This is a genomic window from Glycomyces arizonensis DSM 44726 (genome assembly GCF_000482705.1).
In the GTDB taxonomy this organism is placed as follows: Bacteria; Actinomycetota; Actinomycetes; order Mycobacteriales; family Micromonosporaceae; genus Glycomyces; species Glycomyces arizonensis.
The window spans coordinates 55,729-80,079 of the sequence record NZ_AXWO01000015.1 but is presented as its reverse complement, the minus strand read 5'-3'; the positions used below and the strand labels follow the sequence as shown (position 1 = coordinate 80,079).

General features: G+C 69.8%; 22 protein-coding genes. 8 read left to right on the top strand and 14 right to left on the bottom strand.

The features are described 5' to 3' along the window. Positions 1-422 precede the first annotated feature (422 nt). The gene (locus tag H613_RS26195) at positions 423-1,397 is read right to left on the bottom strand and encodes an AraC family transcriptional regulator (protein ID WP_051393290.1); all 975 of its coding nucleotides are present in this window, start codon (positions 1,395-1,397) and stop codon (positions 423-425) included. Between the two features lie 73 nt (positions 1,398-1,470). On the opposite strand from H613_RS26195, the gene H613_RS0112145 reads away from it, so the two are divergent. Next, on the top strand, positions 1,471-2,493 hold the full coding sequence (locus tag H613_RS0112145) for an SDR family NAD(P)-dependent oxidoreductase (RefSeq protein ID WP_026924006.1): 1,023 nt from the start codon (positions 1,471-1,473) through the stop codon (positions 2,491-2,493). A gap of 56 nt (positions 2,494-2,549) precedes the next feature. Here the strand turns inward: H613_RS0112145 and H613_RS0112140 are convergent, their stop codons facing one another. The 3 genes from H613_RS0112140 to H613_RS29245 form a co-directional block, all read right to left on the bottom strand. Then, the gene (locus H613_RS0112140; protein ID WP_026924005.1) at positions 2,550-3,677 is read right to left on the bottom strand and encodes a glutathione S-transferase family protein; all 1,128 of its coding nucleotides are present in this window, start codon (positions 3,675-3,677) and stop codon (positions 2,550-2,552) included. 113 nt (positions 3,678-3,790) lie between these two features. Further along, the gene (locus H613_RS31700; RefSeq protein WP_211234794.1) at positions 3,791-3,943 is read right to left on the bottom strand and encodes an AbfB domain-containing protein; all 153 of its coding nucleotides are present in this window, start codon (positions 3,941-3,943) and stop codon (positions 3,791-3,793) included. Between the two features lie 303 nt (positions 3,944-4,246). Then, positions 4,247-5,650: a family 43 glycosylhydrolase gene (locus H613_RS29245; protein WP_026924004.1), complete on the bottom strand. Its 1,404-nt coding sequence runs from the start codon at positions 5,648-5,650 to the stop codon at positions 4,247-4,249. Positions 5,651-6,067: 417 nt separating this feature from the next. Between H613_RS29245 and H613_RS0112125 the strand changes: the two genes are divergently transcribed. Next, complete coding sequence (locus H613_RS0112125; protein WP_026924003.1) at positions 6,068-6,955, top strand: glycoside hydrolase family 43 protein; 888 nt, start codon at positions 6,068-6,070, stop codon at positions 6,953-6,955. Between the two features lie 17 nt (positions 6,956-6,972). On the opposite strand, the gene H613_RS26185 is transcribed toward H613_RS0112125, so the two are convergent. Together H613_RS26185 and H613_RS0112115 are read right to left on the bottom strand one after the other, a co-directional pair. Further along, on the bottom strand, positions 6,973-8,631 hold the full coding sequence (locus tag H613_RS26185) for an MGH1-like glycoside hydrolase domain-containing protein (RefSeq protein ID WP_051393289.1): 1,659 nt from the start codon (positions 8,629-8,631) through the stop codon (positions 6,973-6,975). 66 nt (positions 8,632-8,697) lie between these two features. Beyond that, a complete protein-coding gene (locus H613_RS0112115; RefSeq protein ID WP_169731988.1) occupies positions 8,698-10,011 on the bottom strand; it encodes an ABC transporter substrate-binding protein in 1,314 nt (437 codons plus the stop codon). A 365-nt stretch (positions 10,012-10,376) separates the two neighbouring features. Between H613_RS0112115 and H613_RS0112110 the strand changes: the two genes are divergently transcribed. Together H613_RS0112110 and H613_RS0112105 are read left to right on the top strand one after the other, a co-directional pair. Further along, complete coding sequence (locus H613_RS0112110) at positions 10,377-11,318, top strand: carbohydrate ABC transporter permease (RefSeq protein WP_026924001.1); 942 nt, start codon at positions 10,377-10,379, stop codon at positions 11,316-11,318. Next, the gene (locus H613_RS0112105) at positions 11,308-12,210 is read left to right on the top strand and encodes a carbohydrate ABC transporter permease (RefSeq protein ID WP_026924000.1); all 903 of its coding nucleotides are present in this window, start codon (positions 11,308-11,310) and stop codon (positions 12,208-12,210) included. The genes H613_RS0112110 and H613_RS0112105 overlap by 11 nt, the downstream gene beginning before the upstream one ends. A 218-nt stretch (positions 12,211-12,428) precedes the next feature. On the opposite strand, the gene H613_RS0112100 is transcribed toward H613_RS0112105, so the two are convergent. Both H613_RS0112100 and H613_RS0112095 read right to left on the bottom strand, forming a co-directional pair. Beyond that, positions 12,429-13,178 (bottom strand): hypothetical protein, encoded by a 750-nt coding sequence (locus H613_RS0112100; protein ID WP_026923999.1) that lies wholly within the window; start codon positions 13,176-13,178, stop codon positions 12,429-12,431. Positions 13,179-13,471: 293 nt separating this feature from the next. Further along, entirely contained in the window at positions 13,472-14,095 is a 624-nt protein-coding gene (locus H613_RS0112095) for a class I SAM-dependent methyltransferase (RefSeq protein WP_035737877.1), read from the bottom strand. Positions 14,096-14,607: 512 nt separating this feature from the next. On the opposite strand from H613_RS0112095, the gene H613_RS0112090 reads away from it, so the two are divergent. Continuing rightward, a complete protein-coding gene (locus H613_RS0112090) occupies positions 14,608-16,308 on the top strand; it encodes a glucuronyl esterase domain-containing protein (protein WP_026923997.1) in 1,701 nt (566 codons plus the stop codon). Positions 16,309-16,526: 218 nt separating this feature from the next. Beyond that, entirely contained in the window at positions 16,527-17,744 is a 1,218-nt protein-coding gene (locus H613_RS26180) for an MFS transporter (protein ID WP_035737875.1), read from the top strand. Between the two features lie 4 nt (positions 17,745-17,748). Here H613_RS26180 and H613_RS0112080 read toward each other — a convergent pair whose 3' ends face one another. The 4 genes from H613_RS0112080 to H613_RS0112065 form a co-directional block, all read right to left on the bottom strand. Then, positions 17,749-18,435 carry a CE1759 family FMN reductase gene (locus H613_RS0112080; RefSeq protein ID WP_026923996.1) on the bottom strand — a complete coding sequence of 229 codons (687 nt, stop codon included), beginning with the start codon at positions 18,433-18,435 and terminating at the stop codon, positions 17,749-17,751. Next, the gene (locus H613_RS0112075) at positions 18,432-18,905 is read right to left on the bottom strand and encodes a MarR family winged helix-turn-helix transcriptional regulator (protein ID WP_211234793.1); all 474 of its coding nucleotides are present in this window, start codon (positions 18,903-18,905) and stop codon (positions 18,432-18,434) included. The genes H613_RS0112080 and H613_RS0112075 overlap by 4 nt, the downstream gene beginning before the upstream one ends. Beyond that, on the bottom strand, positions 18,902-20,065 hold the full coding sequence (locus tag H613_RS0112070; protein ID WP_026923994.1) for a CE1758 family FMN-dependent luciferase-like monooxygenase: 1,164 nt from the start codon (positions 20,063-20,065) through the stop codon (positions 18,902-18,904). Before H613_RS0112070 ends, H613_RS0112075 begins: the two co-directional genes overlap by 4 nt. A 107-nt stretch (positions 20,066-20,172) precedes the next feature. Then, entirely contained in the window at positions 20,173-20,937 is a 765-nt protein-coding gene (locus tag H613_RS0112065) for a hypothetical protein (RefSeq protein ID WP_156925982.1), read from the bottom strand. Positions 20,938-21,102: 165 nt separating this feature from the next. On the opposite strand from H613_RS0112065, the gene H613_RS0112060 reads away from it, so the two are divergent. Then, the gene (locus H613_RS0112060) at positions 21,103-22,167 is read left to right on the top strand and encodes a hypothetical protein (protein WP_035737872.1); all 1,065 of its coding nucleotides are present in this window, start codon (positions 21,103-21,105) and stop codon (positions 22,165-22,167) included. Positions 22,168-22,169: 2 nt separating this feature from the next. On the opposite strand, the gene H613_RS29240 is transcribed toward H613_RS0112060, so the two are convergent. Beyond that, the gene (locus tag H613_RS29240) at positions 22,170-22,763 is read right to left on the bottom strand and encodes a class I SAM-dependent methyltransferase (protein WP_051393288.1); all 594 of its coding nucleotides are present in this window, start codon (positions 22,761-22,763) and stop codon (positions 22,170-22,172) included. 92 nt (positions 22,764-22,855) lie between these two features. Between H613_RS29240 and H613_RS26170 the strand changes: the two genes are divergently transcribed. Further along, the gene (locus tag H613_RS26170) at positions 22,856-23,299 is read left to right on the top strand and encodes a MarR family winged helix-turn-helix transcriptional regulator (RefSeq protein WP_051393287.1); all 444 of its coding nucleotides are present in this window, start codon (positions 22,856-22,858) and stop codon (positions 23,297-23,299) included. A gap of 3 nt (positions 23,300-23,302) precedes the next feature. Here H613_RS26170 and H613_RS0112045 read toward each other — a convergent pair whose 3' ends face one another. After that, positions 23,303-24,298, bottom strand: a complete 996-nt coding sequence (locus tag H613_RS0112045; RefSeq protein ID WP_026923991.1) for a 2-dehydropantoate 2-reductase — start codon at positions 24,296-24,298, stop codon at positions 23,303-23,305. Positions 24,299-24,351 lie beyond the last annotated feature (53 nt).

Sequence of the window (24,351 nt, the reverse complement as noted above, 5' to 3'; positions counted from 1 at the left end):
GACGAACCGGAACACCGATGGCCCTAAGAAATGCCGGTGACCTTCTTATGCCACTGCTTACCAACGGAAGGACCATTGCCCACGCCGTGCAACAAATTGGAGTATCGTCGAAAACAGTCCATTGTAGTACATGGTACGAACGCTCTCAAGCCTTCCTCCAGGGTCTGTTCGGGAACTCCCGGCGAGGCGGTATCCGAGTCCGTTTGTTCGCTCGCGGCGCCGATTTACGGCTCGCAAGCCCCTCGGCGAAGCTTGCGAGCCGTAAATCGGCGCCCCCGAGAATGCGGAGGGGCTCCCAGATACCGGTGTTGCATCTGGGAGCCCCGCAACGCAGCCTTCATACTGAGCGATCTCGGGTGGCGACGGGCGACGGGCGGGCCGAACGGGCCGGACAACGCCCGTTCTGATCCACGGGACAGACCCTAGGCGTCCGCATCGATCAGCGGGCGGTCCGCGTCCGCGGAGGCCGGGCGAGTCGACTCCCCCCGCATCCGCAGCCGGTAGCGCAGCGGCGACTCCCCCACCTCGCGTTTGAACGCGGTGCTGAAGGCGCTCTCCGAGCCGTAGCCGAGCTCGGACGCCAGCGACCCGACGCGGACGTCGGCGTCGCGCAGCGCCTGCTGCGCCAGCAGCATCCGCCACCGGTTGAGGTAGGTCAGCGGCGGCACCCCCGCCACGGTCCGGAAGCGCTCGGCGAACGAGGTCCGCGACATCGCCGCGGCCCGCGCCAGCGCCTCCAGGCCCCACGCCCTTCCCGGCTCGGCGTGCATGAGGCCGAGCGCCGGGCGCAGCCGCTCGTCGGTCAGCACCCGCAGCCAGCCGGGCGGCAGTTCGGCCTGGCCCGCATAGGCGCGCAGCACCTCGAGCAGCAGCAGCTGCCCGTACTGGCGGATCGCGAACGCCGAGCCCATCCGGCTCCCGGCCGCCTCCTCGAACAGCCGGTCGAGGAGGCCCTGGAGATGGTTCGCCTCCGCGGCCGAGGCCCGCACGTGCGCCACCGGCGGCAGCGCCCGCGACAGCAGGGCCCGACCGGCCGGGTTGAGCTCGGCGTGACCGCCGATGAGCACGGCGTCGGTGCGGCGGTCGGCGCCCTCGAACAGCTCGGCCGCGAACGCCTCATGCGGAACGACCTCGCGCCGCGGTCCGTCGCCCTCGCCGCCTTCGAGCTCCACTCGCGACCGGTTGTTCAGGATCGCGACGTCGCCCGGCCCGAGCTCCATCGGGGCGTCGAGGCCGTCGGCGGTCAGGCGGGCCCGGCCCGACACCAGCGCGAGGAACTTCATCGGGTCGTCGATGACGGCGCGCGACACCCACGGGCCCCGCACCGCGAACCCACCCGACACCACGCCGCGGACCTCGACCAGCTCCAGCACTTTCGACAGATGATCACCGACCATGCCCGTACTCTAGAGCAAGAAATACGGACTGGCAATTATTCTAAGTACGGCGATCCGGGCGCAGACTGGTGCCATGACACAGCAACAGCACCCAATCGGATCCGGATTCACCGCCGCCTCGACCACCGCGGAGGTCATCGCGGGCATCGACCTGACCGGCAAGAACGTCGTCGTCACCGGCGGCCACCGCGGGCTCGGCCTGGAGACCGCCCGCGCCCTGGCCGGGGCGGGCGCCTCGGTCACCGTGGCCGCCCGCAATCCCGACAGCGCCGCGGCCGAGCTGGCCGGGATCGAGCGCGTCGAGACGGGACAGTTGGACCTGCTCGACCCGGCCTCGATCGACGCCTTCGCCGCCCGGTACGTCGCCTCCGGGCGCCCGCTCCACATCCTCGTCAACAACGCCGGCATCATGGGCGGCGCCCTGGTCCGGGACGCCCGCGGCTACGAGTCGCAGTTCGCGATCAACCACCTGGGCCACTTTCAGCTGACGCTGGGCCTGCTGCCCGCGCTGCGCGCCGCGCACGGCGCCCGCGTCGTCACCATGACCTCCGGCGGCCACCGCCTGTCCGACATCCGGTGGGACGACCCGCACTTCGCCGAGGGCTACGACGACATGGGCATGCTCGGCTACGGCCAGTCCAAGACCGCCAACGTCCTGTTCGCCGTCGAGCTGGACCGGCGGTGGGCCGACGAGGGCATCCGCGGCTACGCCGTGCACCCGGGCATCGTCTCGTCCACGAGCCTGGGCCCGTGGCAGGCCGAGGGCGAGGAGCGGGCGCCCTGGCTGACCGACGAGCAGCTGCTGGCGATGGGGCTGATCGACGAGTCCGGCAACCCGGTCCTCGATCCCGAGCGCGAGTTGAAGACCCCGCAGCAGGGGGCGAGCACCAGCGTGTTCGCCGCGACGAGCCCGCTGCTGGTCGGCATCGGCGGCGTCTACCTCAAGGACAACGACGTCTCGCCGCTGGACGAGGCCGCGGGGAACCTCGACTTCGGCTCCGAGCACATCATGTCGTCCAATGTGGTGCCCCACGCCGTCGACCCGGAGTCGGCGCGGCGGCTGTGGGAGCTGAGCGAGCGGCTGATCGAGGCGTAGCAGCACCGCGGCGTTCGCGGGCCGGGGCGGCAGATGACGTCCCCGGCCCACGGGTGTCAGTGGAGCGGGTTCGCTCCCGGCGGGCGTTCGTCGGGGGCGATCGGGCCCGGGGCGGTGCCGTCGCCGAACGGGGTGCCGCCGAGCCGCTCGCGGCCGTGCTCGGTGAGCCAGTTCTCCAGAGCCGGTCCGGCGGGCACGATCTGCGTCGGGTTGAGGTCCTCGTGCACCACGTAGTAGTGGCGCTTGATCTGGTCGAAGTCCACAGTGTCGCCGAAGCCGGGCGTCTGGAACAGGTCCCGCGCGTAGCCCCACAGGTTCGGCATCTCGGTGAGCTTGTTCCGGTTGCACTTGAAGTGCCCGTGGTAGACCGGGTCGAACCGCACCAGCGTGGTGAACAGCCGGACGTCGGCCTCGGTGATCGTCTCGCCCATGAGATAGCGGCGGTCGGCCAGGCGCTCCTCCAGCCAGTCGAGCGCGGCGAACAGCCGCTCGTAGGCCCGTTCGTAGGCCCGCTGGGAACCGGCGAAGCCCGCCCGGTACACGCCGTTGTTGACCTCGGTGTAGACCCGCTCGATCACCGGGAGCATGTCGTCGGTCAGCCCGCCGGGGATCAGGTCCGGCGCCCCGTCCCGGTGGTAGGCGGCCCACTGGGTGGAGAGGTCGAAGGTCAGCTGCGGGTAGTCGTTGGTGACCACCGCTCCGGAGGGGACGTCCACCAGCGCGGGCACGGTGATGCCCCGCGGGTAGTCCGGGAAGCGCTCGAAGTAGTGCTCCTGCAGCCGCTCGGTGCCGAGCACCGGGTCGCGCCCGTCCTCACTGAGGTCGAACGTCCAGGACCGGACGTCGTGCACCGGCCCCGGCGTGGCCAGCGAGATGACGCCTTCGAGGCCGAGCAGGCGGCGGATGATGATCGAGCGGTGCGCCCACGGGCAGGCGCGGGCGGCCACGAGCCGGTACCGGTCGGGCTCGACCGGCCACGCCCGCGCGCCCTCGGTGAGGCCGGCCATCCGCGGGTCGCCGATCTTGGAGGGCGGTTCGGCCGGTGCGGACCGGACGGCCTCCACATCGGCCACGACGCGGTCCTCGATGTAGTTGGTGTCCCTGGTGAACTCCTCGCCGGAGACGTAGGCGCCCTTGGTGGAATGCTCGGTCCCGGCGGTCTGCTGCGCTCGCTGCTGTGCCATGGGCCCAGACTACGCAGTTTCGGGCGCCCCGGTGCCGCACCGAGACCGGTTCCAGGAGTGCCGGCGCCCGCCCGGTGGGAGTCCGGGCGGGCGCCGGCGGGAACCGAGGAAGGTCAGTTGGTGACGCGGAACGTGGCGTCGGCGCGTTCGGTGTCGGTGCCGATCGGGTCGATGCGCAGCTCGAAGGCGTAGTGGCGGAGGTGGCGGTCGGGGTGGTCGTGGGACTGGATGCGGTTGGTCTCGGTGCTCTGGCGGCGGTCGAGCACGCGGGACTCCGCGGCGGCGGTCAGGTCGAGGATCGAGCCGTGCCGCTTGCGTGCCGATCGTGGAGCGCAGGACCAGGCCGCCGTCGTTCCAATCGTTCCAGCGCAGGCCGTCGCCCGGGCCGGACAGGTAGATCCGCTCGCCGTCGGTGCCTTCGCCGATGAAGTGGGCCATCAGGTAGCCGGAGCGGCTCCGGGCGTAGGCGGCCCCGGCGGGAGGGCGGCGACGGCCGAGGTGCGGGCGGTCGCCGGGACGGTTCGCCGTGAGGGCATCGCGGTGCCTTTCTTCGAGTCGGGAGGCGGTCGTCAGAGGGGGTCGACGCCGTCGAGGGTCGGCACGACCGGCCTGATGGAGCCGTCGGCGTTGAAGTACAGGCGGTCGATCATGGTCTCGCGGTGGGTGCCGTCGCCGTCGGGGATCGCGAAGCGGTGGTAGGCGATGTACCACTCGTCGGTGCCGGGGACCTGGACGACCGAGTGGTGCCCGGTGCCCTTGATGCCCTGCGACAGGTCTTTTTGGAGGATCACGCCGGCGCGGCCGCTCCACGGCCCGGTGGGCGAGGAGCCGGTGGCGTAGGCGACCCGGTAGTCCTCGCTCCGCGTGTCGTTCTCCGACCACATGAAGTAGTAGGTGCCGCCGCGTTCGATCACGAAGCTGCCCTCGTTGTAGCCGCTCGGGTCGTAGGTGCGCACCTGTGAGGCGTCGAAGGAGGTCATGTCGTCGTTCAGCGGCACCTGGTGCGAGGCGCCCTGACCCCAGTACAGATAGGACCGCCCGTCGTCGTCGGTGAACACGGCCGGGTCGATCGCCTGGCCGCCGTAGGCGCCCGCGGAGACGAGCGGGTGGCCGAGGGCGTCGTGGAACGGGCCGGTGGGCGAGTCGGCGACGGCCACGCCCAGATGCTTGCTCGTGTCACCGCTGGCGCGCCCGGCCGAGAAGTAGAAGTAGTACCTGCCGTCCTTCTCGGCGATCGTGGGCGCCCAAGCGCTGTTGTCGGCCCAGGAGATGTCGGCGTCCACGTCGAGAACCACGCCGTGGTCGGTCCAGTGGACCAGGTCGGTGGAGGAGAACGCGTGGAACTGGGTGCCGGACCATCCGGCGAAGCCGTCCGTGGTCGGGTAGAGGTAATACGTGCCGTCGAAGACCGTGATGTTCGGGTCGGCGAACAAGCCGGGCAGGGCCGGATTGGACACGAGGCTCAGCTCCCACTGCTGGCTCTGGGCGCTGCCGCACGTCCGCTGCTCCAGCCGCGCGCCGTTGGCGGTCGAGCCGTCCCGCACGTCGAGGCACTTGCCGGAGTGGCGGGCGACGAGCTGGACGTAGCCGTCGCCGGTGTCCTGGAAGCGCCACTGCTGGTTCTCGCCGCTCGAACACGGCCACTGGATGATCTGGGCGCCGTCGTCGCCGGAGGCGCCGGTGACGTCGAGGCACTTGCCGGAGTGGCGGGCGGCGAGCTGGACGTAGCCGTTGCCGAGGTCGCGCAGGCGCCACAGCTGGTTCAGGCCGCCGTTGCAGTCGTATTGGCCGACTTCGGCCTCGTCGGCGGTGGACTGGCTGATCACGTCGGCGCATCTGCCCGAGTGCCGGTCGATCAGGTTGACCGACGCGCCGTCGGTCAGGTGGTGGTCGGCAGCGGCCGGTGCCGCGCCGACCAGTGCCAGCGTCAGGCCGAGGACGGCCGCGAGCGCCGCCAGGGAACCTCGTCTCATGGCGGTCTCCTTTCGTGGGGTACGGGTCTGGATTCGTGCTGCGGGAGTTGAGCCGAGGGAATGGTGATCGCTAACATCGGTACATTCGCGCGCGGCGGCGTCGGTTCGCCGGGCACCGTCGTCGGTCACCGCGCCGCGCGAGGGACGCGCGGCGATCAGCGCCGAGAACGGGGGCGTCACGGCACCCGTGCGAGGAGCGCGCCGCCGACATGCGTTCGTGTGATCGATAACAAGTCCAAGGGCTCGCGCCGTGCGGATGCATTGCGACACCGATGGGCCGAGGGAGTACACGAAGCATTGCCGCTCCTAGAGGGGATGTGTACGAATATCCGCCATACTATCCACAGATGAACACGAAAGTCAACATTTTCAATATATAAATACGCTTGCTCATGACGCAGCTATGGAGGCCGCCGCATGCCCGCCTTGGACGAGATCCAGATCCGCGACCCGTTCGTGCTCCACGTGCCAGAGGAAGGCCGCTTCCACCTGTTCGGCAGCACCGACCCGAACATCTGGCGCGGCCCCGCCACCGGCTTCGACACGTACTGGAGCACCGACCTCGCCGAGTGGCACGGCCCGATCCCGGCGTTCCGCCCCGAGGCGGACTTCTGGTCGCACACCCAGTACTGGGCCCCCGAGGTGCACCGCCACGGCGGCGCCTTCTACATGTTCGCGACCTTCACGGCCGAAGGGCGCCGCCGAGGGACGCAGGTGCTGCGCGCCGAGCGCGCCGAAGGCCCCTACGTCCCATGGTCGGACGGCCCGCTCACCCCGCCGGACTGGGAGTGCCTCGACGGCACGCTCTATGTTGGAGACGGCAATGGCGAGGACGGCACGCCCTACATGGTGTTCTGCCACGAGTGGAAGGACGTCGGCGACGGCGAGATCCGCGCGGTGCGGCTGACCCCGGACCTGCGCGGCACGGTCGGCGAGCCGCTGCTGCTCTTCACCGCCTCGGAGGCGCCGTGGTCGCGCCCGCTCGACCGGCCCGGCCCCACCGCGTACGTGACGGACGGGCCGTTCCTGCACCGCACCGCGGACGGCCGCCTGCTGATGCTCTGGTCGAGCATGGGCGAGGACGGCTACGCGCTCGGCGTCGCGACCTCCGAGAGCGGCGGCGTCCGCGGCCCGTGGCGGCAGGCGGACGCGGCGCTGTGGCCGAGGGACGGCGGGCACGGCATGCTCTTCACCGGCCCGGACGGACACCTGCTGCTCACGCTGCACCATCCGAACGAGACCCCCGAGGAGCGGGCCCAATTCATCGAGGTCGAGGAGGTCCCCGGCGGCCTCGCGCTGCGCTGAGCCGAGCCAGAGCGGAGTCAGGCGGCCGGCGGCACGAACACCGCCGCCGACCGGCCGGCGACCCGGCCACCGGCGTCGAGTTCGACCCGCTCGTCGGCGGCCACCGACAGCGCGAGCAGTGCGGGTTCGAGTCCCACCCGGTGAATCTCGAGCTCGCCGCTCACGGTCACCGGGCTCATGCCGACGACCGCCCGCGGCTCCCCCGCCCCGTCCGCCTCGATACGCCACCCGCGCGGGAAGGCGTACCGCAGCTCGCCGTCGCGGTGGACCTCGACGCGCTCGTCGTCGGCGGCGAGCTCGTAATCGGCGCCGCCGACGCGCCGCGCGTAGGCGGTCGCCGCCGCGGCGGCGCCGCGGTCGAGCCGCGTCGGCGGCAGCCCGGTGAACCACACCCCGCCGCCCGGCCGCGGCAGGACGCCGAAGCCGCGCTCCACCGCGTCGAGGAACCACAGGATCGACGGCGAGTACACCGAGGTGAACCCGGCGGCGCCGGACCACGGATCGAGGCACTGCGGGAAGCGGTCGGCGATCGTCATCGCGGCCAGGACCGGCGCGGTGGCCACGGCGAGCTCGGCCACGTGTCCGTGGTGTTCGAACGCCTGCGGCGCGCGCAGCAGCGTGAGGAGGTTGACCGGCCCGCCCCAGGAGTTGCGCGAGGCGTCGGCGTCGAACCGCGGATCGTCCAGCGCCAGTGAGGTGAAGCCGTAGTGGGAGAGGAACTTGCGGGTGTTCATGAGGTAGGCGCGCAGCGCCCGCTCGAAGAACGCTCCGTCGCCGATCTCGCACGCCAGGACCCGCAGCAGCACGTCGGACTGGATCCGGACGTGCTCGCCGGAGCGGTCGCGGTCGTAGAAGGTCCCGTCGGCCTCGTCGAAGCACTGGGCGTACAACGCCTCGGTCGAGGCGGCCGCCTTGCGCCGCCACGGTTCGCCGTCCTCGCCGAGCTCCTCGGCGATCCGCGCGAGGTAGGCCCGCTGGCAGGCGACGTTGGCGGTGAGGTCGGGTGCCACGTACGGCAGGATCGGCGAATCGGGGTCGCACCGCCGGGCGTCGCCCCTGAAGGCGCGCTCGGGCGCGAACCAGAACCGCGGCGAGAGGTCGTGGCCGGTGTCGAAGGCGCAGAACGCCTCGACGCCACCGGTGCCGCGCGTGTCGCGGTACCGCGCGAGCCAGTCGTCGTAGCGGGCCATCGCGCGGTACATCGTGTCCAGGAAGGACCTGTCCGGGCCGGTGAGCCGGTAGTGGTGCCACACCGTGCGAGCGAGCGGCGTGACGATCTGGATCTGGCTGAATCCGGGCCCTGAGTCGGTGACCTTGTACGGGATCATGCCGTCGTCCCGTTGGTGCTCGGCGAACAGCAGGTGGGTGTCGCGGGCGATGCCGGGCGCGAAGCGGGCGAGCGCCTCGGCGTTGACGGTGCCGGTGCTCTCGATCCAGGCGCCCGCGTAGACGCCGCCCTCGTTGAGGACCGGGGCGCCGCCGCCGAGCGGGCGCACGCACTGCGCGAGTTCGGCGAGCGCCCGGTGCCAGCGCTCCTCGATCGGCCCGCCGACGGCGGCGAAGCCGACGCCTTGGGCGGCGAGCTCGGTGCCGAGGCCCGTGCCGCCGAGACCCGCTCGCGAGACCGGATCGCCCGCGCGGAGCCGGGACAGGGCCTTCTCGATCGCCTTCGTCATGGTCCTCCTGGTGCGAATGGAGGCGGGCCCGGTGCGCGGCCCGCCTCCACGACTATGCGGGCAGGGTCACTCTTCGAGCGCGGCCCCGAGTTCCTCCATCCATTGGGCCGCGGCGTCGTCGGTCGACATGCGTCCGAACAGGACTTCTGCCTCCATGCGCTGCGACAGCTCGTTCATGATCGAGCCGCCCGCGGGCTGCGGCGGGGCCACTACGCCCTCGTCGAAGACGCGGCCGACGTAATCGGCGGCGGTCTGGGCGGGCCCCTCCAGCAGCGGCGAGACGACCGCGAGCGTGTCGGGGTTGAACGGCACGCCGCGGGTGTCGAGGATGAGCTCGGCCGCGGCCGGTTCGTGCAGGAACCAGTCGACGAGCATGGCCGCCGCCTCGGGGTGCTCGGTGGCGGCGTTGACCGACCAGTACGCCGAGGGCAGCAGCGCGATGCCCGACAGGTCGGTGTCGGTGGGCGGCAGCATCATCTGGACGTTGCCCGCGGCGCTGTAGGCGGTCATGAGGTTGGTGTACCCGAAGGTGATCGCGGCCTGGCCGATGGTGAACGGCTGCTGGTCGGGCGGGAGCTGCCAGTTCGAGGTGACGACCGACGGGTCGGGCAGGCCGCCGTTCTCGTTGAGCCGCTGCTCGATCTCGTACCAGCTGGCGATCTGGTCGGCGTCGACGCCGAGCTTGCCGTCCCAGTCGTACATGCCGACCTCGCTCACCTGGGCGGCGTAGGTCCCCATGATGTCCTGAATGCGCAGGTCGATGCCGTAGATCGGGTTGCCGGCGTCGTTGGTGAGGCCGGCGCCGCCGATCTGTCCGGCGACGTCGACGAGGTCGTCCCACGTCCAGCCCTCTTCGGGGAGGGGGACGCCGGCCTGCTCGAAGATGTCGGCGTTGATGAACGCGGCGGTCGCGTTGCCGCCGGTCGGCAGGCCGTACAGGGTGTCGTCGACGATGGCGCTGGTGAGTGAGAAGTCGGGGTAGGCCGAGGAGTCGAGCTGCTCGCTCACGGTCGAGAGGTCGAGCAGGGCGCCGAGGTCGCCGTACTCCTGCGGCTTGGCGCCGCCGAGCGCGAAGACGTCGGGGGCGGTGCCGCCGCCTCCGGCGAAGTCGGTGGCGAGCCGGTTGAAGAGGTCGTCGGGGGCGCCCACGGGCGTCTCGACGACGGTGATGTTGGGGTACTCCGCTTCGAACAGGTCGATGACCTCGCCGAAGAGGCGGGCGCGGTCGTCGTCGCCCCACCAGGAGATCTCGAGCTCGATCGCTTCATCGGGGTCGTATTCGCCTCCCGCTCCGCCGCCCGAGCCGGAGCATCCGGCGAGGGCGAGCATTGCGGCGGCTACGGATCCGATGGCGGCACGCGAACGTGTACTACGCGTCATTGCGCCTCGTTTCGTGGTCGTCGGTGGCGGGGAGGCCACCGTGTTGCCATTGATCCGGACGCGCGAGGGGTCGTCCGAGGCGGTCGCCGGAGAGACTGGGCCGGGGCAGCCGAAAGTTGCAACCGCTTTCCGAAAAATTATCATCGCAGGCGCCGACTGTCAACGCCTCCCGAAAGCGAAGCGCTCCCATCACCGCAGGTGACAAGGCATGTCGGATCGATGGAACTTTCTGAGAGGTTCCGATAATTTTCGGCCCGACACGATTGACGAGCCGCATGGCGGCGGTCATAATCAACGCAGTCGTGCAACCGCTTTCCCCGTCCCGGCGCCCCGTCCCCCGCGGTCACGAAAGGCTAGGAGTCCTCATGAGCAGTCTCGGTGAGCTGCGCACTATGGCCGCGAAACGACGCAAGGGCGGCCCGCGCGTCAAGGAGCGGTACCCCGACAACAAGGCGGCGTACCTCTTCCTCCTGCCCTGGATCATCGGCCTGCTCGGCCTCACGGTCGGGCCGATGATCGCCTCGCTCTACCTGTCGTTCACCGAGTACAACCTCTTCCAGCCTCCCCAGTGGATCGGCCTGGACAACTTCACCGCCATGTTCGGCGACGAGCGGTTCTGGAACTCCTTCCGCGTCACCGTCGTCTACGTGCTCGTCGGCGTGCCCGTCCAGCTCGTCCTCGCCCTCGGGCTGGCGATGCTGCTCGACAAGGGACTGCGGGGCCTGCCGTTCTACCGCTCGGTGTTCTACCTGCCGAGCCTCATGGGCGGGTCGGTCGCCATCGCGATCCTGTGGCGCCAGGTGTTCGGCAAGGACGGCCTCGTCAACGGCGTGCTCGCCTGGTTCGGCTTCGACGGGCCCGGCTGGATCGGCCACCCCGACTTCGCGCTCGGCACGCTCATCGTCCTGAACGTGTGGACGTTCGGCTCCCCCATGGTCATCTTCCTCGCCGGGCTCCGGCAGATCCCCGAGATGTTCTACGAGGCCGCCTCGATCGACGGCGCCGGGCGCGTCCGGCAGTTCTTCTCGGTCACGCTGCCGCTGTTGACCCCGATCGTCTTCTTCAACCTCGTCCTGCAGATCATCTTCGCCTTCCAGGCGTTCACGCAGGCGTACGTCGTCTCGGGCGGCACCGGCGGGCCCGCCGACTCGACGATGTTCTACACGCTCCTGCTCTACAAGGAGGCGTTCACCGAGCTCGACATGGGTTACGCGTCGGCCATGGCGTGGTTCCTCGTGGTCGTGGTCGCCGCCTTCACCGCGATCAACTTCTGGCTCTCGAAGTACTGGGTGTTCTATGACGACTGAAACCGAAACCCTCGTCCGCCCGGCCCCCGCGCCGCCGGGGAAGCGCCGCCGCCCGGGGACCGCGCTGCGGCGGCTGCGATCGATCGGCAAGCACACCATGCTCGCCGCGCTGTCGCTGGTGATGATCTACCCGCTGATCTGGCTGCTCGTCTCCAGCTTCAAGCCCAACAGCGAGATCTTCCGGGACCTCAGCGTCTTCACGACCGACCTGACGGCCGAGAACTACGCCAACGGCTGGAACGACCTCCAGTTCCCCTTCAGCGTGTTCATCGTCAACTCCTCGATCATCGCCCTCGGCGCGATCGTGGGGAACCTGGTCTCGTGCTCGCTGGCGGCGTACGCCTTCGCCCGCTTGAAGTTCCGCGGCCGCAACCTGATGTTCGCGATCATGCTCGGCTCGATCATGCTCCCGTTCCAGGTGCTGATGGTGCCGCAGTTCCTGATCTTCAAGGAACTCGGCTGGCTGAACACGATCCTGCCGCTCGTCGCGCCGAAGTTCCTGGCCACCGACGCGTTCTTCGTGTTCCTGATGGTGCAGTTCATCCGCAGTCTGCCGAAGGAGATCTTCGAGGCCGCGCGCATCGACGGCGCCGGGCACTTCCGCTCCTACCTCCAGATCACGCTGCCGCTCATCGTCCCGGCGCTCGCGACGACCGCGATCTTCACGTTCATCTGGACGTGGGGCGACTTCTTCGGGCCGCTGGTCTACCTGCGACTGCCCGAGACGTGGCCGGTGTCGGTGGCGCTCAAGGGCTACCTCGACGCGCAGTCGAGTTCGGACTACGGGTCGATGTTCGCCATGAGCGTGGTCTCCCTGCTGCCGATGTTCCTCGTGTTCCTCTTCGGACAGCGGTTCCTCATCAAGGGCGTGGCGACGACCGGCATCAAGTGAGCGGCGGCCGGTTCGTGCGGTGGGGCATCGAAGAACCGGTCGGGGTCGCCGTGCCGGTGTCGCCCGACCACGGGAGACGGCGTGGTGGTCGATCGTCGCGGGGAGTGCGCCGAGAGGGTCTCGATGCCCTGCCGTTTCAGGCTTGAGGCAACGAGACCCTCTCCGCCGGTCACGGCCTGGATGAGGAATCGATCATCCGGGCGTTCGGCGCCGCGGCCCTAAACGGCGACGGGCACCTCCAACGGGACGGGTGTGTTGAGCAGGAGCCCGTCGGGTTCGGACTGGACGAACTGCTGGAGCGAGTCCTCATCGAACGCGCTGAGCAGGCTCGGATCGATTTTCTGGGAGTGGCCGGTGATCCAGCTGTCGGGGCGGCCGTCGTTGCCCGCGTACCCCTCGATCGTGGCCGGCCATACCGCGCCCCGCATCATCAGCGCGGCCATGGTTGGCGTTCTGGGGAAGATGAGGTCGACCTCGGCGGTGCACATCATGCCCCGGCGGGTGAGCCAGCCGTACTCGCCGGGGTCGAGCATGATCTTGAAACTGTCGGAGAAGGTCTTCTCCTTCGACCACTCCATGCCGAAACTGGCGGTGATGGAGGCCGTGAACAGGCCCATGACGCTCGCCGATACCGATGCCGACACCGAGAAGTTCGTCTTGGTGCCGACCTTGTCGGTCCACCCCAGTTCCTTCTCCGCGGGTTTGCTCGTCTGGTTGATGAACCCCGCGCCGACCGGATGCTGCGGCCCGAAGGAGTAGGTGAGCCTGCGAGGCCGGATCAGGATGGAATCGAGGTAGTTTTTCTCCGCCAGCTTCTCTATGATCCGGGTGCCTTCTTCTGTGGACACCCGGCTACAGGTGGCTTCCAGGTTGCGGGGGTCGTTACCGGATTCGCGGAGGATTTTGTCGACTTTGTGGTTGTCCGGTTCCTTGGTGGTGATCTTGTCCAGATCCAGGCTCTGGTCCATGCGTTCGGCTCCCTTGGGATCGTTGCTTGGTATGGCTCACCAGCGTATGAAGCGCTGCCGCGCCTCGCCCCGAGACGAGCGAACACGTGGTGTCCTCAATCGGACACTGCCGATAGGCGCGAATCCCGGCGCGGGGCGTGGGCGTCCATGCCGTCTTGAGAACTCGGCCCGTGCGCGGCGGTGAGCGTGCCGAGCCGCCGACGCGACCGCTGGGCGGTCCCGACCGCCAGATCGGCCCGGCCCGGGGGACGAACCGGTCCCTGCCATCGGTGACGGCAAGTGCCTCAGCAGCGCTAGGGCTTGCGGGCGGCGAGGCGCTCGATCATGCCGCGCTTGAACCGGTCGTGCTCTTCAATGTTGAGTCCGGCGGCCTCGACGTGCCGGATCGGGCGGCGCCGGAAGTGCTCCCCGGCGAACGGCACCGAGCCGATCTCGGCCGCCCGCTGGAGCGCGCGCAGCCACAGCGAGGTCGACTCGACGTGGTCGGCCAGGAGCAGCACCCCGCCGGGGCGCAGCACGCGCGCCATCTCGGCCACGGCCTTCGCCTCGTCGGGCACGCAGCACAGCGAGAAGGTGCACACGACGGTGTCGAAGGAGGAGTCGCCGAAGTCCAGGCGCTGGGCGTCGCCGAGGCGCAGGTCCGCGTCGAGGCCGAGCGAGGCGGCGCGGCTCTTGGCGCGTTCGAGCATGCGCGGGCTCAACTCGATGCCGGTGAGGTCGGCGCCGTCCGGATAGTGCTCCAGGTTGAGGCCGGTGCCGACGGCGACCTCCAGGACGCGCCCGCGCGCCCGTCCGGCGATCCACTCCCGGGTGCCGTCGAAGAGCCTGCGCTCGGCCCATGTCATCGACCGGTCGTAGTCCTCGGCGTGCCGGTCCCACCAGTGGCGGAGGTCGTCCAGTGTTCTGATTCGCGGCATGGGAGGAGTCCTTTCACAGGCGGCGGTTCCGGTTTCGACAGTAGTACGTCCGGCGCCGCGATAGCGCTTGCTTATCGATAACGGTCTATGTATACTGTGGGGACCCTCACTGAAACTTTCATCGGAAATTTCGGTACGAGTGGTCCGAACATTGACGCCGGCACATGCGGAGACTCCGCGCCAGGCCTCCTTCACCGTCGATGATGGACTGCCCCTGGCCAGACAAGGACCTCGCCATGGCGTCATCGACCATGCCCCGACACCGGCGCGACACCGGAGCGCTCCTCACGACTCCACTCGCCGCGCCGCTCACGTAGCGCCGAGCCCGGCGCCTCCCCCTGCGCCGACGATGCCCCGCCGCGTCCCCTCGCGGCGGCGACCGCAGAGCACCCACGACCCCGGGCGGTGTTGCCGATCCGCTGACCGTCATTCATCCGCACTCACACTCACACCCAGATATTGATAAACGTCGATATATATCGACGGATCATCCCTAACCGAAAGGAACCCGAATGAACATCAGTTTGGGCCGATCCAGAATCCGCATGGCGCTCGTCGTCCTGGCGGCGCTGGCGGTCGCAGCGGTGATGCTGGTACCGCACCTCTCGACCGCCCAGGCCGCCACCGGTGACGAGGCCTCCACCCTCGCGTTCGAGGCGAACTCCGAGTTCGACGGCGCCGACTGCAACGTTTCACTCCCCGGCTCGACGCCCTCCAGCTCCCTGCTCCCCGACCCGTTCACCAGGGCGGACGGCACCCGCATCACCTCCAAGAGCCAGTGGGAGTGCCGCCGGGCGGAGATCAAGGAGCTGGCCGAGCGCAGCGTCTACGGCGACAAGCCCGCCCCGCCCGACAGCGTCACGGGGTCGGTGACCTCCTCCAGCATCACCGTGAACGTGAGCGACAACGGTCGGAGCACCAGCTTCTCGGCCTCGGTCTCGCTCCCCAGCGGCTCGGGGCCCTTCCCGGCCGTCATCGTCTACGGCGGCTTCGGCGCGGACACCAACACCATCAAGTCCGCGGGCGCGGCCGTCATCAACTACGACCCCAACTCGGTCGGCGCCGAGGGCACGTCCCGCAATAACAAGCAGGGCGCGTTCTACGACATCTACGGCTCGTCCAGCAGCACCGGGATCCTCATGGCGCAGGCGTGGGGCGTCAGCCGCATCATCGACGTCATCGAGCAGTCCGGCGGGAACATCCTGACCGACGGCACCGGCGTCACCGGCTGCTCCCGCTACGGCAAGGGCGCCTTCGTGGCCGGCGCGTTCGACCAGCGCATCGACCTGACGATGCCGATCGAGTCCGGCACCGGCGGCGTGCCCGCCCTCCGATCGATCGCGCAGGAGAGCGGCTCCCAGCCGCTGAGCAGTGCCTACAACGAGCAGCCGTGGCTGGGCGACGCGTTCAGCTCCTACACGGGCAATCCGAGCGGGCTGCCGGTCGACACCCACGAGATCGTGGGCATGATCGCGCCGCGCGGGCTGTTCATCATGGAGAACCCGCACGTCGACTGGCTGGGCGCCAGGTCCGGCAGCGTGGCCGCGCTGGGCGGCGCCGAGATCTACAAGGCGCTCGGCGTGGAGGACAACATCTCCTACTGGTCCGACGTCCAGAACGGCACGCACTGCGCCACCAGGTCCGAGTGGAACCAGCCGCTCCGCCAGAGCATCCAGGCGTTCCTGCTCGATTCGGGCCAGGGCCCCGGCGTGTTCCGAGTCGCGAGCAGCAAGTCGGGCAACCTCTCGCAGTGGAGGAACTGGTCGACGCCGACCCTGAGCGGCGACCTGCCGGACGACGGCACCACTCCCCCGGACGACGACACGACCCCGCCCGATGACGACACGACGCCTCCGGACGACGACACCACGCCGCCGGACGATGACGACGACACCACCCCGCCGCCCACCGGCGACGCGGACTGCACGGCCGTCATCGACGTGGTCAACGACTGGGGCTCGGGCTGGCAGGGCAACGTGCTCATCACCGGCGGCAGCGGCGGCGTCAGCGGCTGGACGCTGACATGGACATGGCCCTCGGGCCAGTCGATCAACAGCTCCTGGAACGCCGACGTCAGTTCCAGCGGCTCATCGGTGACGGCAGGCGACGTCGGCTGGAACGCCGACATCGCGGCCGGGCAGACGATCAACGCCTGGGGCTTCGTCGCCTCGGGCTCCAGCACCTCACCGCAGGTCACCTGCACCGCCGCCTGACCCGGCAGTGCACTCCCGGCGGCCGCCCGCCGAAGACCCGGTGCGTCTTCGGCGGGCGGCCTCATGCATCGCATCGACTCGTTCGATTTATAACTTGTATTACATATTACCTATAGGGAAGACTGTTGCCGTCGCGGCGGAGCATTCGGCTTGGCACTCATGTCACATATCACCTTCGCTGGAACGACCGCACCGGTGCGTGCTGCTACGTTCGCCCGGTGACGGCAGAGCGCGGCGAAACGATCCAATGGCGCTCACTGCTCGTCCCCATCTACGGCCCCACCATCCTGATCTCGATCGGCATGGGCGCCGTCCTCCCGCTCATCGCCCTCTCGGCGCTCGACCTCGGCGCCTCCGTCGCGCAGGCCGCCGTGGTGGTCGGCCTCATCGGCGTCGGCCAACTCGCCGGTGACCTGCCCGCCGGGGCGCTGGCCCACCGGTTCGGCGAGAAGCCGGTCCTCCTGGCGGCGTGCGTCGTCGAGGCCGCGGCGATGCTCGTGGCCTCGCAGACCGGCTCGCTGGCGGTCCTGTCGACCGCGATGTTCGTCTCCGGCCTGTCGACGGCGGTGTTCGGCCTGGCGAGGCACGCCTACCTGACCGAGGCGGTCGCCGCGCACTTCCGCGCCCGGGCGCTCTCGACGCTGGGCGGCACGTTCCGGATCGGCTCGTTCATCGGCCCGTTCGTCGGGGCGCTGCTGGTGGACCAGTTCTCGATCGGCGCGACCTACGCGTTCGCCGCGTGCATGAGCCTGTCGGGCGGGCTGCTCAGCCTCACCCTGCCGAGCCTGCCCGGCGTCGCCCCGATATCCCCTGTGGACAACGTCGAGCGCCCGCCCGGCCTGTGGTCGGTGCTCGCGCGCCACCGCAGGGTGCTGCTGACCCTCGGCGTCGGCGTGCTCCTCATCTCGGCCGCGCGCGCCACGCGCCAGAGCATCGTGCCGCTGTGGGCCGAGTCCCAGGGCCTGGACGCCTCGACCGTCAGCGTCATCTTCGGCATCTCGGCGGGCGTCGACATGCTGCTGTTCTACCCCGGCGGCGCGATCATGGACCGCTTCGGGCGCCTGTGGGTGGCGCTCCCGGCCATGGTCGTGATCGGCGCCGGGTTCCTGGTGCTGCCGCTGACGGCCTCGGCGGTCGCGATCGGCCTGGTCGCCTGCCTGATGGGCCTGGGCAACGGCATCTCCTCGGGCATCGTGCTCACGCTCGGCGCCGACGTCGCCCCCGAGGAGGGGCGACGCCAGTTCCTCGGCGGCTGGCGGCTGTGCGCCGACATCGGCAACGTCGCCGGTCCCGGCCTGATCAGCCTGATCACGCTCGCGTTCCCGCTGGCCGCCGCCGCGGTGAGCCTCGGCGCGATCGCCTGGTTCGGCGCCGGGTGGCTCGCCAAGTGGGTGCCCGCCTACGCCCCCACGAGGCGGCGCGTCAAGGCGGGCTGACCCGTCACTGCTCGGTGCGCGGTGCCGAGCCCCCGGCGGCCAGGCGCATGAGGTCGGTGCTCAGGTCGATGTCGAGCTCGGTGCCCCCGGCGCTGCCGTATTCGTGCTGGTAGCTCTTCCACGACTCGTCCTTGACCTTGTCGGCGAAGCGGCTCTCCAACAGCAGCAGCAGCTCGACGGCGGCGCGGTCGACGCGCTGGCCCAAGTCCTTGTCCTGCCAGTCCTCGCTGGCGGCGAACACCGAGGTGGGCGCCGTCAACGTGCGCAGGTAGGCGAACAGCGAGCGCATCTGCTCGTCGACGACGAGCGCGTGCCGCGCGGTGCCCGCGGTGGCGGCGAGCACCACCGGCTTGGCGATCAAGAGGTCGTTGTCCAGCACGTGGAAGAACGAGCTGAACAGGCCGCTCGGGGCGGCCTTGTAGACCGGGGCGCTGGCGACGAGGCCGTCGGCGGCGCCGAGCACCTCGATCGCCCGCGTCATCTTCGGGCCCATGAGCTGGGAGACGATCGCGGTGGTGATCTCGGAGGCGAGTTCGCGCAGGTCGATCACGTCGATCGCCACGCGTTCGCCGCGCTCGCCCGCCAGTGCGGCGACGCGGCCCGCGATCCGGTCGGCCAGCATGCGCGTGGACGACGGGTCGCTGGTGCCGCCGCTGACGACGGCGAGCCGGAACTCCTGCGGATCGGTCATGTCGCTGCCTCCTCGATCTCGCGGTGAACGGTGCTGCCCGCGAGTTTGCTCGTGAGCGCCTCCAGTTGGCGCATCTCGTCTTCGGTGAGCGCGGCGCCGACCTCGCGCGTGACGTCGGCCGCGTGGCGCCTGCCGGTGCGGCGCTGCTGCTCGCGCCCGGCCTCGGTGAGCGCGAGGCGGACGCCGCGGCCGTCGGCCGGGTCGGGGGCGCGCTCGACCAGCCCCCGGTCGGCGAGCCGCTCGACCAGCCGCGACAGTGCGGGCTGGCTGAGCAGGACGCTCCGGTTCAATTCGCCGAGCCGGATCGGCCCCTCGTGCTTGGACAGGGTGTAGAGCACGTCGTACTCGCGCATCGACACCTCGTCCCAGATCGGGGCGGCGGCGAAGCGCTTCATGAGCACCGCGTGGGCGGTCAGGAGCGCTTCCCACGAGTCGTTGGCCAGGTGGCCTCTGGTGCGGGCGGTCATCATTCCTCGCTCGTGTCCTGGTAGGGCGTGGCACCGGCGGTGTTGTCGCCCTGGTTGGCGTTCGGCTTCGGCTGGCGGACGGGCCCGTCGCCGTACTTGGCCTCCACCAGGCCCGCGTGCGTGGGCGCGTCGGCCGAGTCCGGGTCGCGGCGCGAGGCGAGTTCCTTGCGCAGGACCGGGACGACCTCCTCGCCGAGCAGGTCGAGCTGGTTGAGGACGGTCTTGAGCGGCAGGCCCGCGTGGTCCATGAGGAACAGCTGGCGCTGGTAGTCGCCGAACGTGTCGTGGAAGGTGAGGGTCTTCTCGATCACCTCCTGCGGGCTGCCGACGGTCAGCGGCGTCATCGTGCTGAAGTCCTCCAGCGTCGGGCCGTGGCCGTAGACGGGGGCCTCGTCGAAGTACGGGCGGAACTCCCGGTAGGCGTCCTGCGAGCGCTTGGCGATGTAGGCCTGGCCGCCGAGGCCGACGATCGCCTGCTTCTTGGTGCCGTGGCCGTAGTGCGCGAACCGCTGGCGGTAGAACTCGATCAGGCGCAGCGAGTGCGAGGAGGGCCAGAAGATGTGGTTGGCGAAGAAGCCGTTGCCGTAGAACGCGGCCTGCTCGGCGACCTCCGGCGTGCGGATGGAGCCGTGCCAGACGAACGGCGGCACGTCGTCCAGCGGGCGCGGCGTCGAGGTGAAGCCCTGGAGCGGGGTGCGGAACTCGCCCTCCCAGTCCACGACGTCCTCGCGCCACAGCCGGTGGAGCAGGTTGTAGTGCTCCAGCGCGAGCGGCAGGCCCTGGCGGAGGTCCTGGCCGAACCACGGGTAGACCGGCGCGGTGTTGCCGCGGCCGAGCATGAGGTCCATCCGGCCCTTGGACAGGTGCTGGAGCATCGCGTACTCCTCGGCGATGCGCACCGGGTCGTTCGTGGTGATGAGCGTGGTCGCGGTGGTCAAAATCAGCCGCTCGGTGAGGGCGGCGATGTGGGCCAGCAGCGTGGTCGGCGAGGAGGAGAAGAACGGCGGGTTGTGGTGCTCGCCGATGGCGAAGACGTCGAGGCCGACCTCTTCGGTCTTGCGCGCGATCTGGACGATCGCGTCGATCCGCTCCGCCTCGGTCGGCGTCTCGCCCGAGACCGGGTCGCGCGTGATGTCGCTGACCGAGAAGATTCCGAACTGCATCATGTCTCCTGTTCGCTCGCCTCAGGCGAGCCGATGTTCATGCGTTTGCATCTACCTCAACGGCGGCCTTCCCAGAGGTATTCCCGGCATGCGAGACGAGACGCGGATCACCCGCCGGGAATGACGCCACCCGGTCCGATCTCGGTCTGGAGAAGGTCGGCGCCTGCCGGTATCTCCTCCGACCGGAGATTGAAGTGGTGCACCGAGGTGCCGGGCGGTACAGGTATCGAGCTGTTGCCGTCCGCGCCGTCGACCACGTGGTCCTCCCCGCCGACGCCGCCGACGATGGCGCCGTCCGCATCGCGGAAGACGACATCGGGCCTGGTCCCCGTTGCGCCGTCGAACTCGGACTCGATCCGGTAGACGATCCGCTGCCCCTGTGGGAAGAGCAGCGGTTCGACCTCGACGACGGTGAACCGCTCGGGAAGAGTCGGGGGACCGGACGACTCGGATGACGCCTCTTCGACGGTCAGTTCGAGTTCGGCGTCGGCCCAGGCCGTGTCCGCATCGGTGAGTATGCCGCCGATCAGGGCGTCACTGCCCGGAGGGATGTCATGGGACCTGAACGAGTCCACCAAGGTCTCTCCGCTGTCCGCGGTGACCTCGAACAGAAGGTTCGCGAACGCTGTGGGACTCGGATTGCGCACGACCGCACCGACCGTCAGCCGCTCCCAGCCGTTCAGTTCGATGAGTCCGAAGCCGTACTCGAGGATCTCGATATCGGCCCCTTCGACCTCCGTGTGCGGGCCTACGCCGTTGCTTCCGCTATCGCTCGCCGCGAAGATTCCCACCTCCGCCACTCGCCGCTCCGCGCCCGAGACACCGGCCAGCGCGGCCACGAGCAGCGCGGTCGCGGCGACCGCGGCGATCACGAACGGCGGCCTCGGCAGCGCCTCCATCCTCACGGTCAAGCGCTCGGCACGGACCCGCAGCGCGGCCGAGTCGAAGGAGGGGAGGCGGCGCTGAGCCATGGGAGTCCTTTATGCAGGGGTACTAGGGTGGTCCGCAGACCACAGTACGGAATCCGGGAGTGATCGGTGCGCGACCCCCACCAGGCACCACGGCAGGAGATCCATCTCCCGCTCTACGAGCCCGCCCCTCCTCCACCGCTGCGGGCCCGGCGCCGCGTGTCGAATCTCGGCCTGGTTCTCATCGCCGTGTTCGCCTTGGCCGCCGCGGCCCTGACGTGGTTCCCCACCCAGAGCTCCTCCGCCGAGGAGGCGGTCCGCTCCTTCCTGGAAGACGTCCGCGCGGGCGATGTCGACGCGGCGCTCGAACGGCTCGAGAACCCTCCGGGGAGCCCGTTCCTGGTTCCCGAGGCGCTGGACTCGGCCTGGGAGATCGTCGAGGTCGCCCAGGTCGGCTACAAACGCGAGAAGGACGGCGAACGCAGCGCCAGCGTGTACGCCGAGATCCGCGCCGACGACGGCACGCGCCTGGCGTACCGCTACAGAGTGGAGTTCGACTCCGGGGAACCGCTCATCGACAACCGCCTCATCAGCAGGTCCTACACGGAAGCCGCCCTTGAGGTGAACGGCGTGGCAGGACCGGCCGAGAGCCTCTACCTGCTGCCGGGCGTGTACCACTTCTACGAGTCCGTTCCGCCAGAGATCGACATGCACCTCCCGCCGATGCTGGTCCTCGGGAACCACTTCGTCGAACTCGGCGGCGAGCGGACGATCGACTACCTGCCCGAGCCCAGGCTCGAGTTCACCGCAGAGGGCGAGGCGGCCGTCAACGAAGCGCTGCGCGTCTACCTCGACAGGTGCATGATCAGCCCCAGCGAGAGCTGTCCGTTCTATCTGCCGAACAGCGTGCCGTTCGTCGATGCCGATCGCTCCGAGCCGTGGCGGGTCACCGAGTACCCGGAGGTGGCGCCGGTGAGCTGGCTGGGGCAAGGGAGCCTGCGCCTCAGCACACTCGCTGAGGGCTCGGTCGAGTTCGACCTCGTCCCCGCGGACTCGGACGGCGCCGAGCCGATCACCGCGAGCTGCACGTTCGGAGCGGACGGCCTGATCCTGAGCATCGATCCGGATACCGGAGCCTTCACGGTGAAGCGGGAAATCACCATGACCACGCCCTGCGAATGGCTGACCGAATGACGCTATGAGCGTTGGGTCCCTGTCGTCGCGGTGGCCTCGAACCGCTGGCTGCGCATGAGCCGGCCTAGACCGACGTGGAACGGGCCGCGGCTGACGTCGTCGAGCCGCGATTGTCCTGCGATGGCGTCGTACGGCGCGTGCTCGAAGTCGTAGATCAGGAGTCGGCCGCCGGGCCGCAGCACGCGGGCGATCTCGGCGGCGCCCGCGGCCGGGTCCTCCCAGTGGTGGGCGCTGAACGAGGCGACGACCAGGTCGAAGCGCTCCGCTTCGAACGGGAGCTCGGCGACGTCGGCGAGCCGCACCGCCGCCCGTTCGCCCAGGTTGCGCTTCGCGTGCGCGACCATGTCGGCCGAGAGGTCGACGCCGGTGAGTTCGAGGTCGGGGCGGAAGCGGTGGAGCTCGACCAGCATCACGCCGGGGCCCGTGCCGATGTCGAGCACGGCCCCCGATCGGGGGGCGGAGCGGGCGACGTCCTTGGCGATTCGTCGGTAGGCCAGGCGCCTGAAGCTCTTGGAGAGGAAGTTGTACCACCCGCTGGCTCGGCCGTCGATGGTCCCGTGCCCGTGTCCGTGGTGATGGTGGTTGTGGCGTGGCATGCGGATCTCCAATAGTTGTAGCTTGCAACTCTCTGTCTAGTCTAAAATAAATAGTTGCTTTGCACAACTCAGCGGTGGCGAAAGGAGCGTCGTTGGACACGCACCGGCTGCACCACCTGCTCACAGACCTGCTCCGCACGACCGGGCTCGTCCTCATGGACCGCGCGGTGCCCGGGCACCCGGCCTCGCTGTCGCAGCTGTTCGCGCTCCACGAGCTCGACCTCCGCTCGGGGCTGTCCCAGCGCGAGCTGGCCGAACGCCTCGGCTTGGAGAAGAGCACCGTCAGCCGTCTGGTGACCGACCTCGAGTCGGACGGCCTGGTCCGGCGCGAGCGCGACCCGGACAACCGGCGCCTCTACCGGCTCGAGATCACCGACGCCGGGCGGCGGCTCCATCGCGAGATCGCCTCGGCCGTCCATCCGCGCTACCTCCAGTGGATCGAGGGGATGACGCCTGCCGAGCGCGAAGGGCTCGAGATCGGGCTCCCGGCGCTGCTGCGCGCGATGCACGGGGAGCCCAGACCCCCGGAGGAGTGAGGGCTAGCGGCGCAGCTCGGCGAGCAGTTCCTCGCCGGTCCAGTCGCGCCTTCCGCCCGCTTCGGCGTCGTGGACGAGGGCCGCGAGGCGCTCGTTGACCGGCGCCTCGGTGCCGTGCGCCCGCGCCATCGCGACGATCTCGCCGTTGAGGTAGTCCACCTCGGTGGCGCGCCCGGCCTCCAGGTCCTCCCACATCGACGAGCGCGCGAGCGGGTCGATCGCGAGCATGCGGGCGGCGACGCGGGTGAAGACCGCGTCGGGCGCGCCGAGCAGGAACGGGGTCCACTTCGGCGGCAGCGGGGTGAGCCTGGCCGGGGCGATGCCCGCGGCGGCGAAGGCCGCCAGCGCCTCGCGCTGCGCTGCGGCGAGGCAGCGCCGGTAGGCGCGCCGGGACAGCTCCTCTTTCAGCGGCAGGCCGGACAGGGCGTTGACGGCGTTGTTGAGGTTGAGCAGGAGCTTGGCGGCCTGCACGCCCGCCATGTCGTCGTGTTGGGTGAGCGGCAGTCCTGCGCGCTCGAACGCGGCCGTCCATGCCGACAGGTCGTCGTGCGCCTGCACTTCGAGCTCGCCGGAGGTGGCGCAGTGGAACCAGCCCGCCCCGCGGTTCACCACGTTGAATCCGACCGTGCCGGGCAGGACGGCGGTGCCGCTGAGCCCTTCGCGGAGGATCTCGGCGCCTCGCAGGCCGTTCTGAAAGCCGATGACGACCGCGCCGGGCTTGAGGCGCGGCGCCAGTTCCGCCGCGGCGGTGGCGGTGGCCGCCGATTTCACGGTGACGAGGACGAGGTCGGCTCCGGCGGCGGCGTCGGGGCTCGTCTCGTATCGCGGAGCGGGCGCACGCAGCTCGGCGCCGCGCCAGTCGGTGACGGTGATGCCATGTCCGGCGAGCTGGCGGGCGATGCGCTCGCGGCCGACGAACACCACCTCGGCGCCGGTGGCGGCGAGTCGGCCGCCGACGTAGCAGCCGATGCTGCCCGCGCCGTATACGCAGATCACCATGGCCGGATGCTACTCCCGCGAGCGCGGCTCGCGTGTTCCCATATACGTGTCAG

Coding starts and splice junctions, on each gene's coding strand:
- H613_RS0112105 (WP_026924000.1), top strand. CDS start 11,308: ATGACGACTGAAACCGAAACCCTCGTCCGCCCGGCCCCCGCGCCGCCG.
- H613_RS0112075 (WP_211234793.1), bottom strand. CDS start 18,905: ATGATGACCGCCCGCACCAGAGGCCACCTGGCCAACGACTCGTGGGAA.
- H613_RS0112115 (WP_169731988.1), bottom strand. CDS start 10,011: ATGACGCGTAGTACACGTTCGCGTGCCGCCATCGGATCCGTAGCCGCC.
- H613_RS0112070 (WP_026923994.1), bottom strand. CDS start 20,065: ATGCAGTTCGGAATCTTCTCGGTCAGCGACATCACGCGCGACCCGGTC.
- H613_RS0112140 (WP_026924005.1), bottom strand. CDS start 3,677: ATGGCACAGCAGCGAGCGCAGCAGACCGCCGGGACCGAGCATTCCACC.
- H613_RS29240 (WP_051393288.1), bottom strand. CDS start 22,763: ATGCCACGCCACAACCACCATCACCACGGACACGGGCACGGGACCATC.
- H613_RS0112080 (WP_026923996.1), bottom strand. CDS start 18,435: ATGACCGATCCGCAGGAGTTCCGGCTCGCCGTCGTCAGCGGCGGCACC.
- H613_RS26195 (WP_051393290.1), bottom strand. CDS start 1,397: ATGGTCGGTGATCATCTGTCGAAAGTGCTGGAGCTGGTCGAGGTCCGC.
- H613_RS0112110 (WP_026924001.1), top strand. CDS start 10,377: ATGAGCAGTCTCGGTGAGCTGCGCACTATGGCCGCGAAACGACGCAAG.
- H613_RS0112145 (WP_026924006.1), top strand. CDS start 1,471: ATGACACAGCAACAGCACCCAATCGGATCCGGATTCACCGCCGCCTCG.
- H613_RS0112045 (WP_026923991.1), bottom strand. CDS start 24,298: ATGGTGATCTGCGTATACGGCGCGGGCAGCATCGGCTGCTACGTCGGC.
- H613_RS26185 (WP_051393289.1), bottom strand. CDS start 8,631: ATGACGAAGGCGATCGAGAAGGCCCTGTCCCGGCTCCGCGCGGGCGAT.
- H613_RS0112100 (WP_026923999.1), bottom strand. CDS start 13,178: ATGGACCAGAGCCTGGATCTGGACAAGATCACCACCAAGGAACCGGAC.
- H613_RS0112090 (WP_026923997.1), top strand. CDS start 14,608: ATGAACATCAGTTTGGGCCGATCCAGAATCCGCATGGCGCTCGTCGTC.
- H613_RS29245 (WP_026924004.1), bottom strand. CDS start 5,650: ATGAGACGAGGTTCCCTGGCGGCGCTCGCGGCCGTCCTCGGCCTGACG.
- H613_RS0112125 (WP_026924003.1), top strand. CDS start 6,068: ATGCCCGCCTTGGACGAGATCCAGATCCGCGACCCGTTCGTGCTCCAC.
- H613_RS0112095 (WP_035737877.1), bottom strand. CDS start 14,095: ATGCCGCGAATCAGAACACTGGACGACCTCCGCCACTGGTGGGACCGG.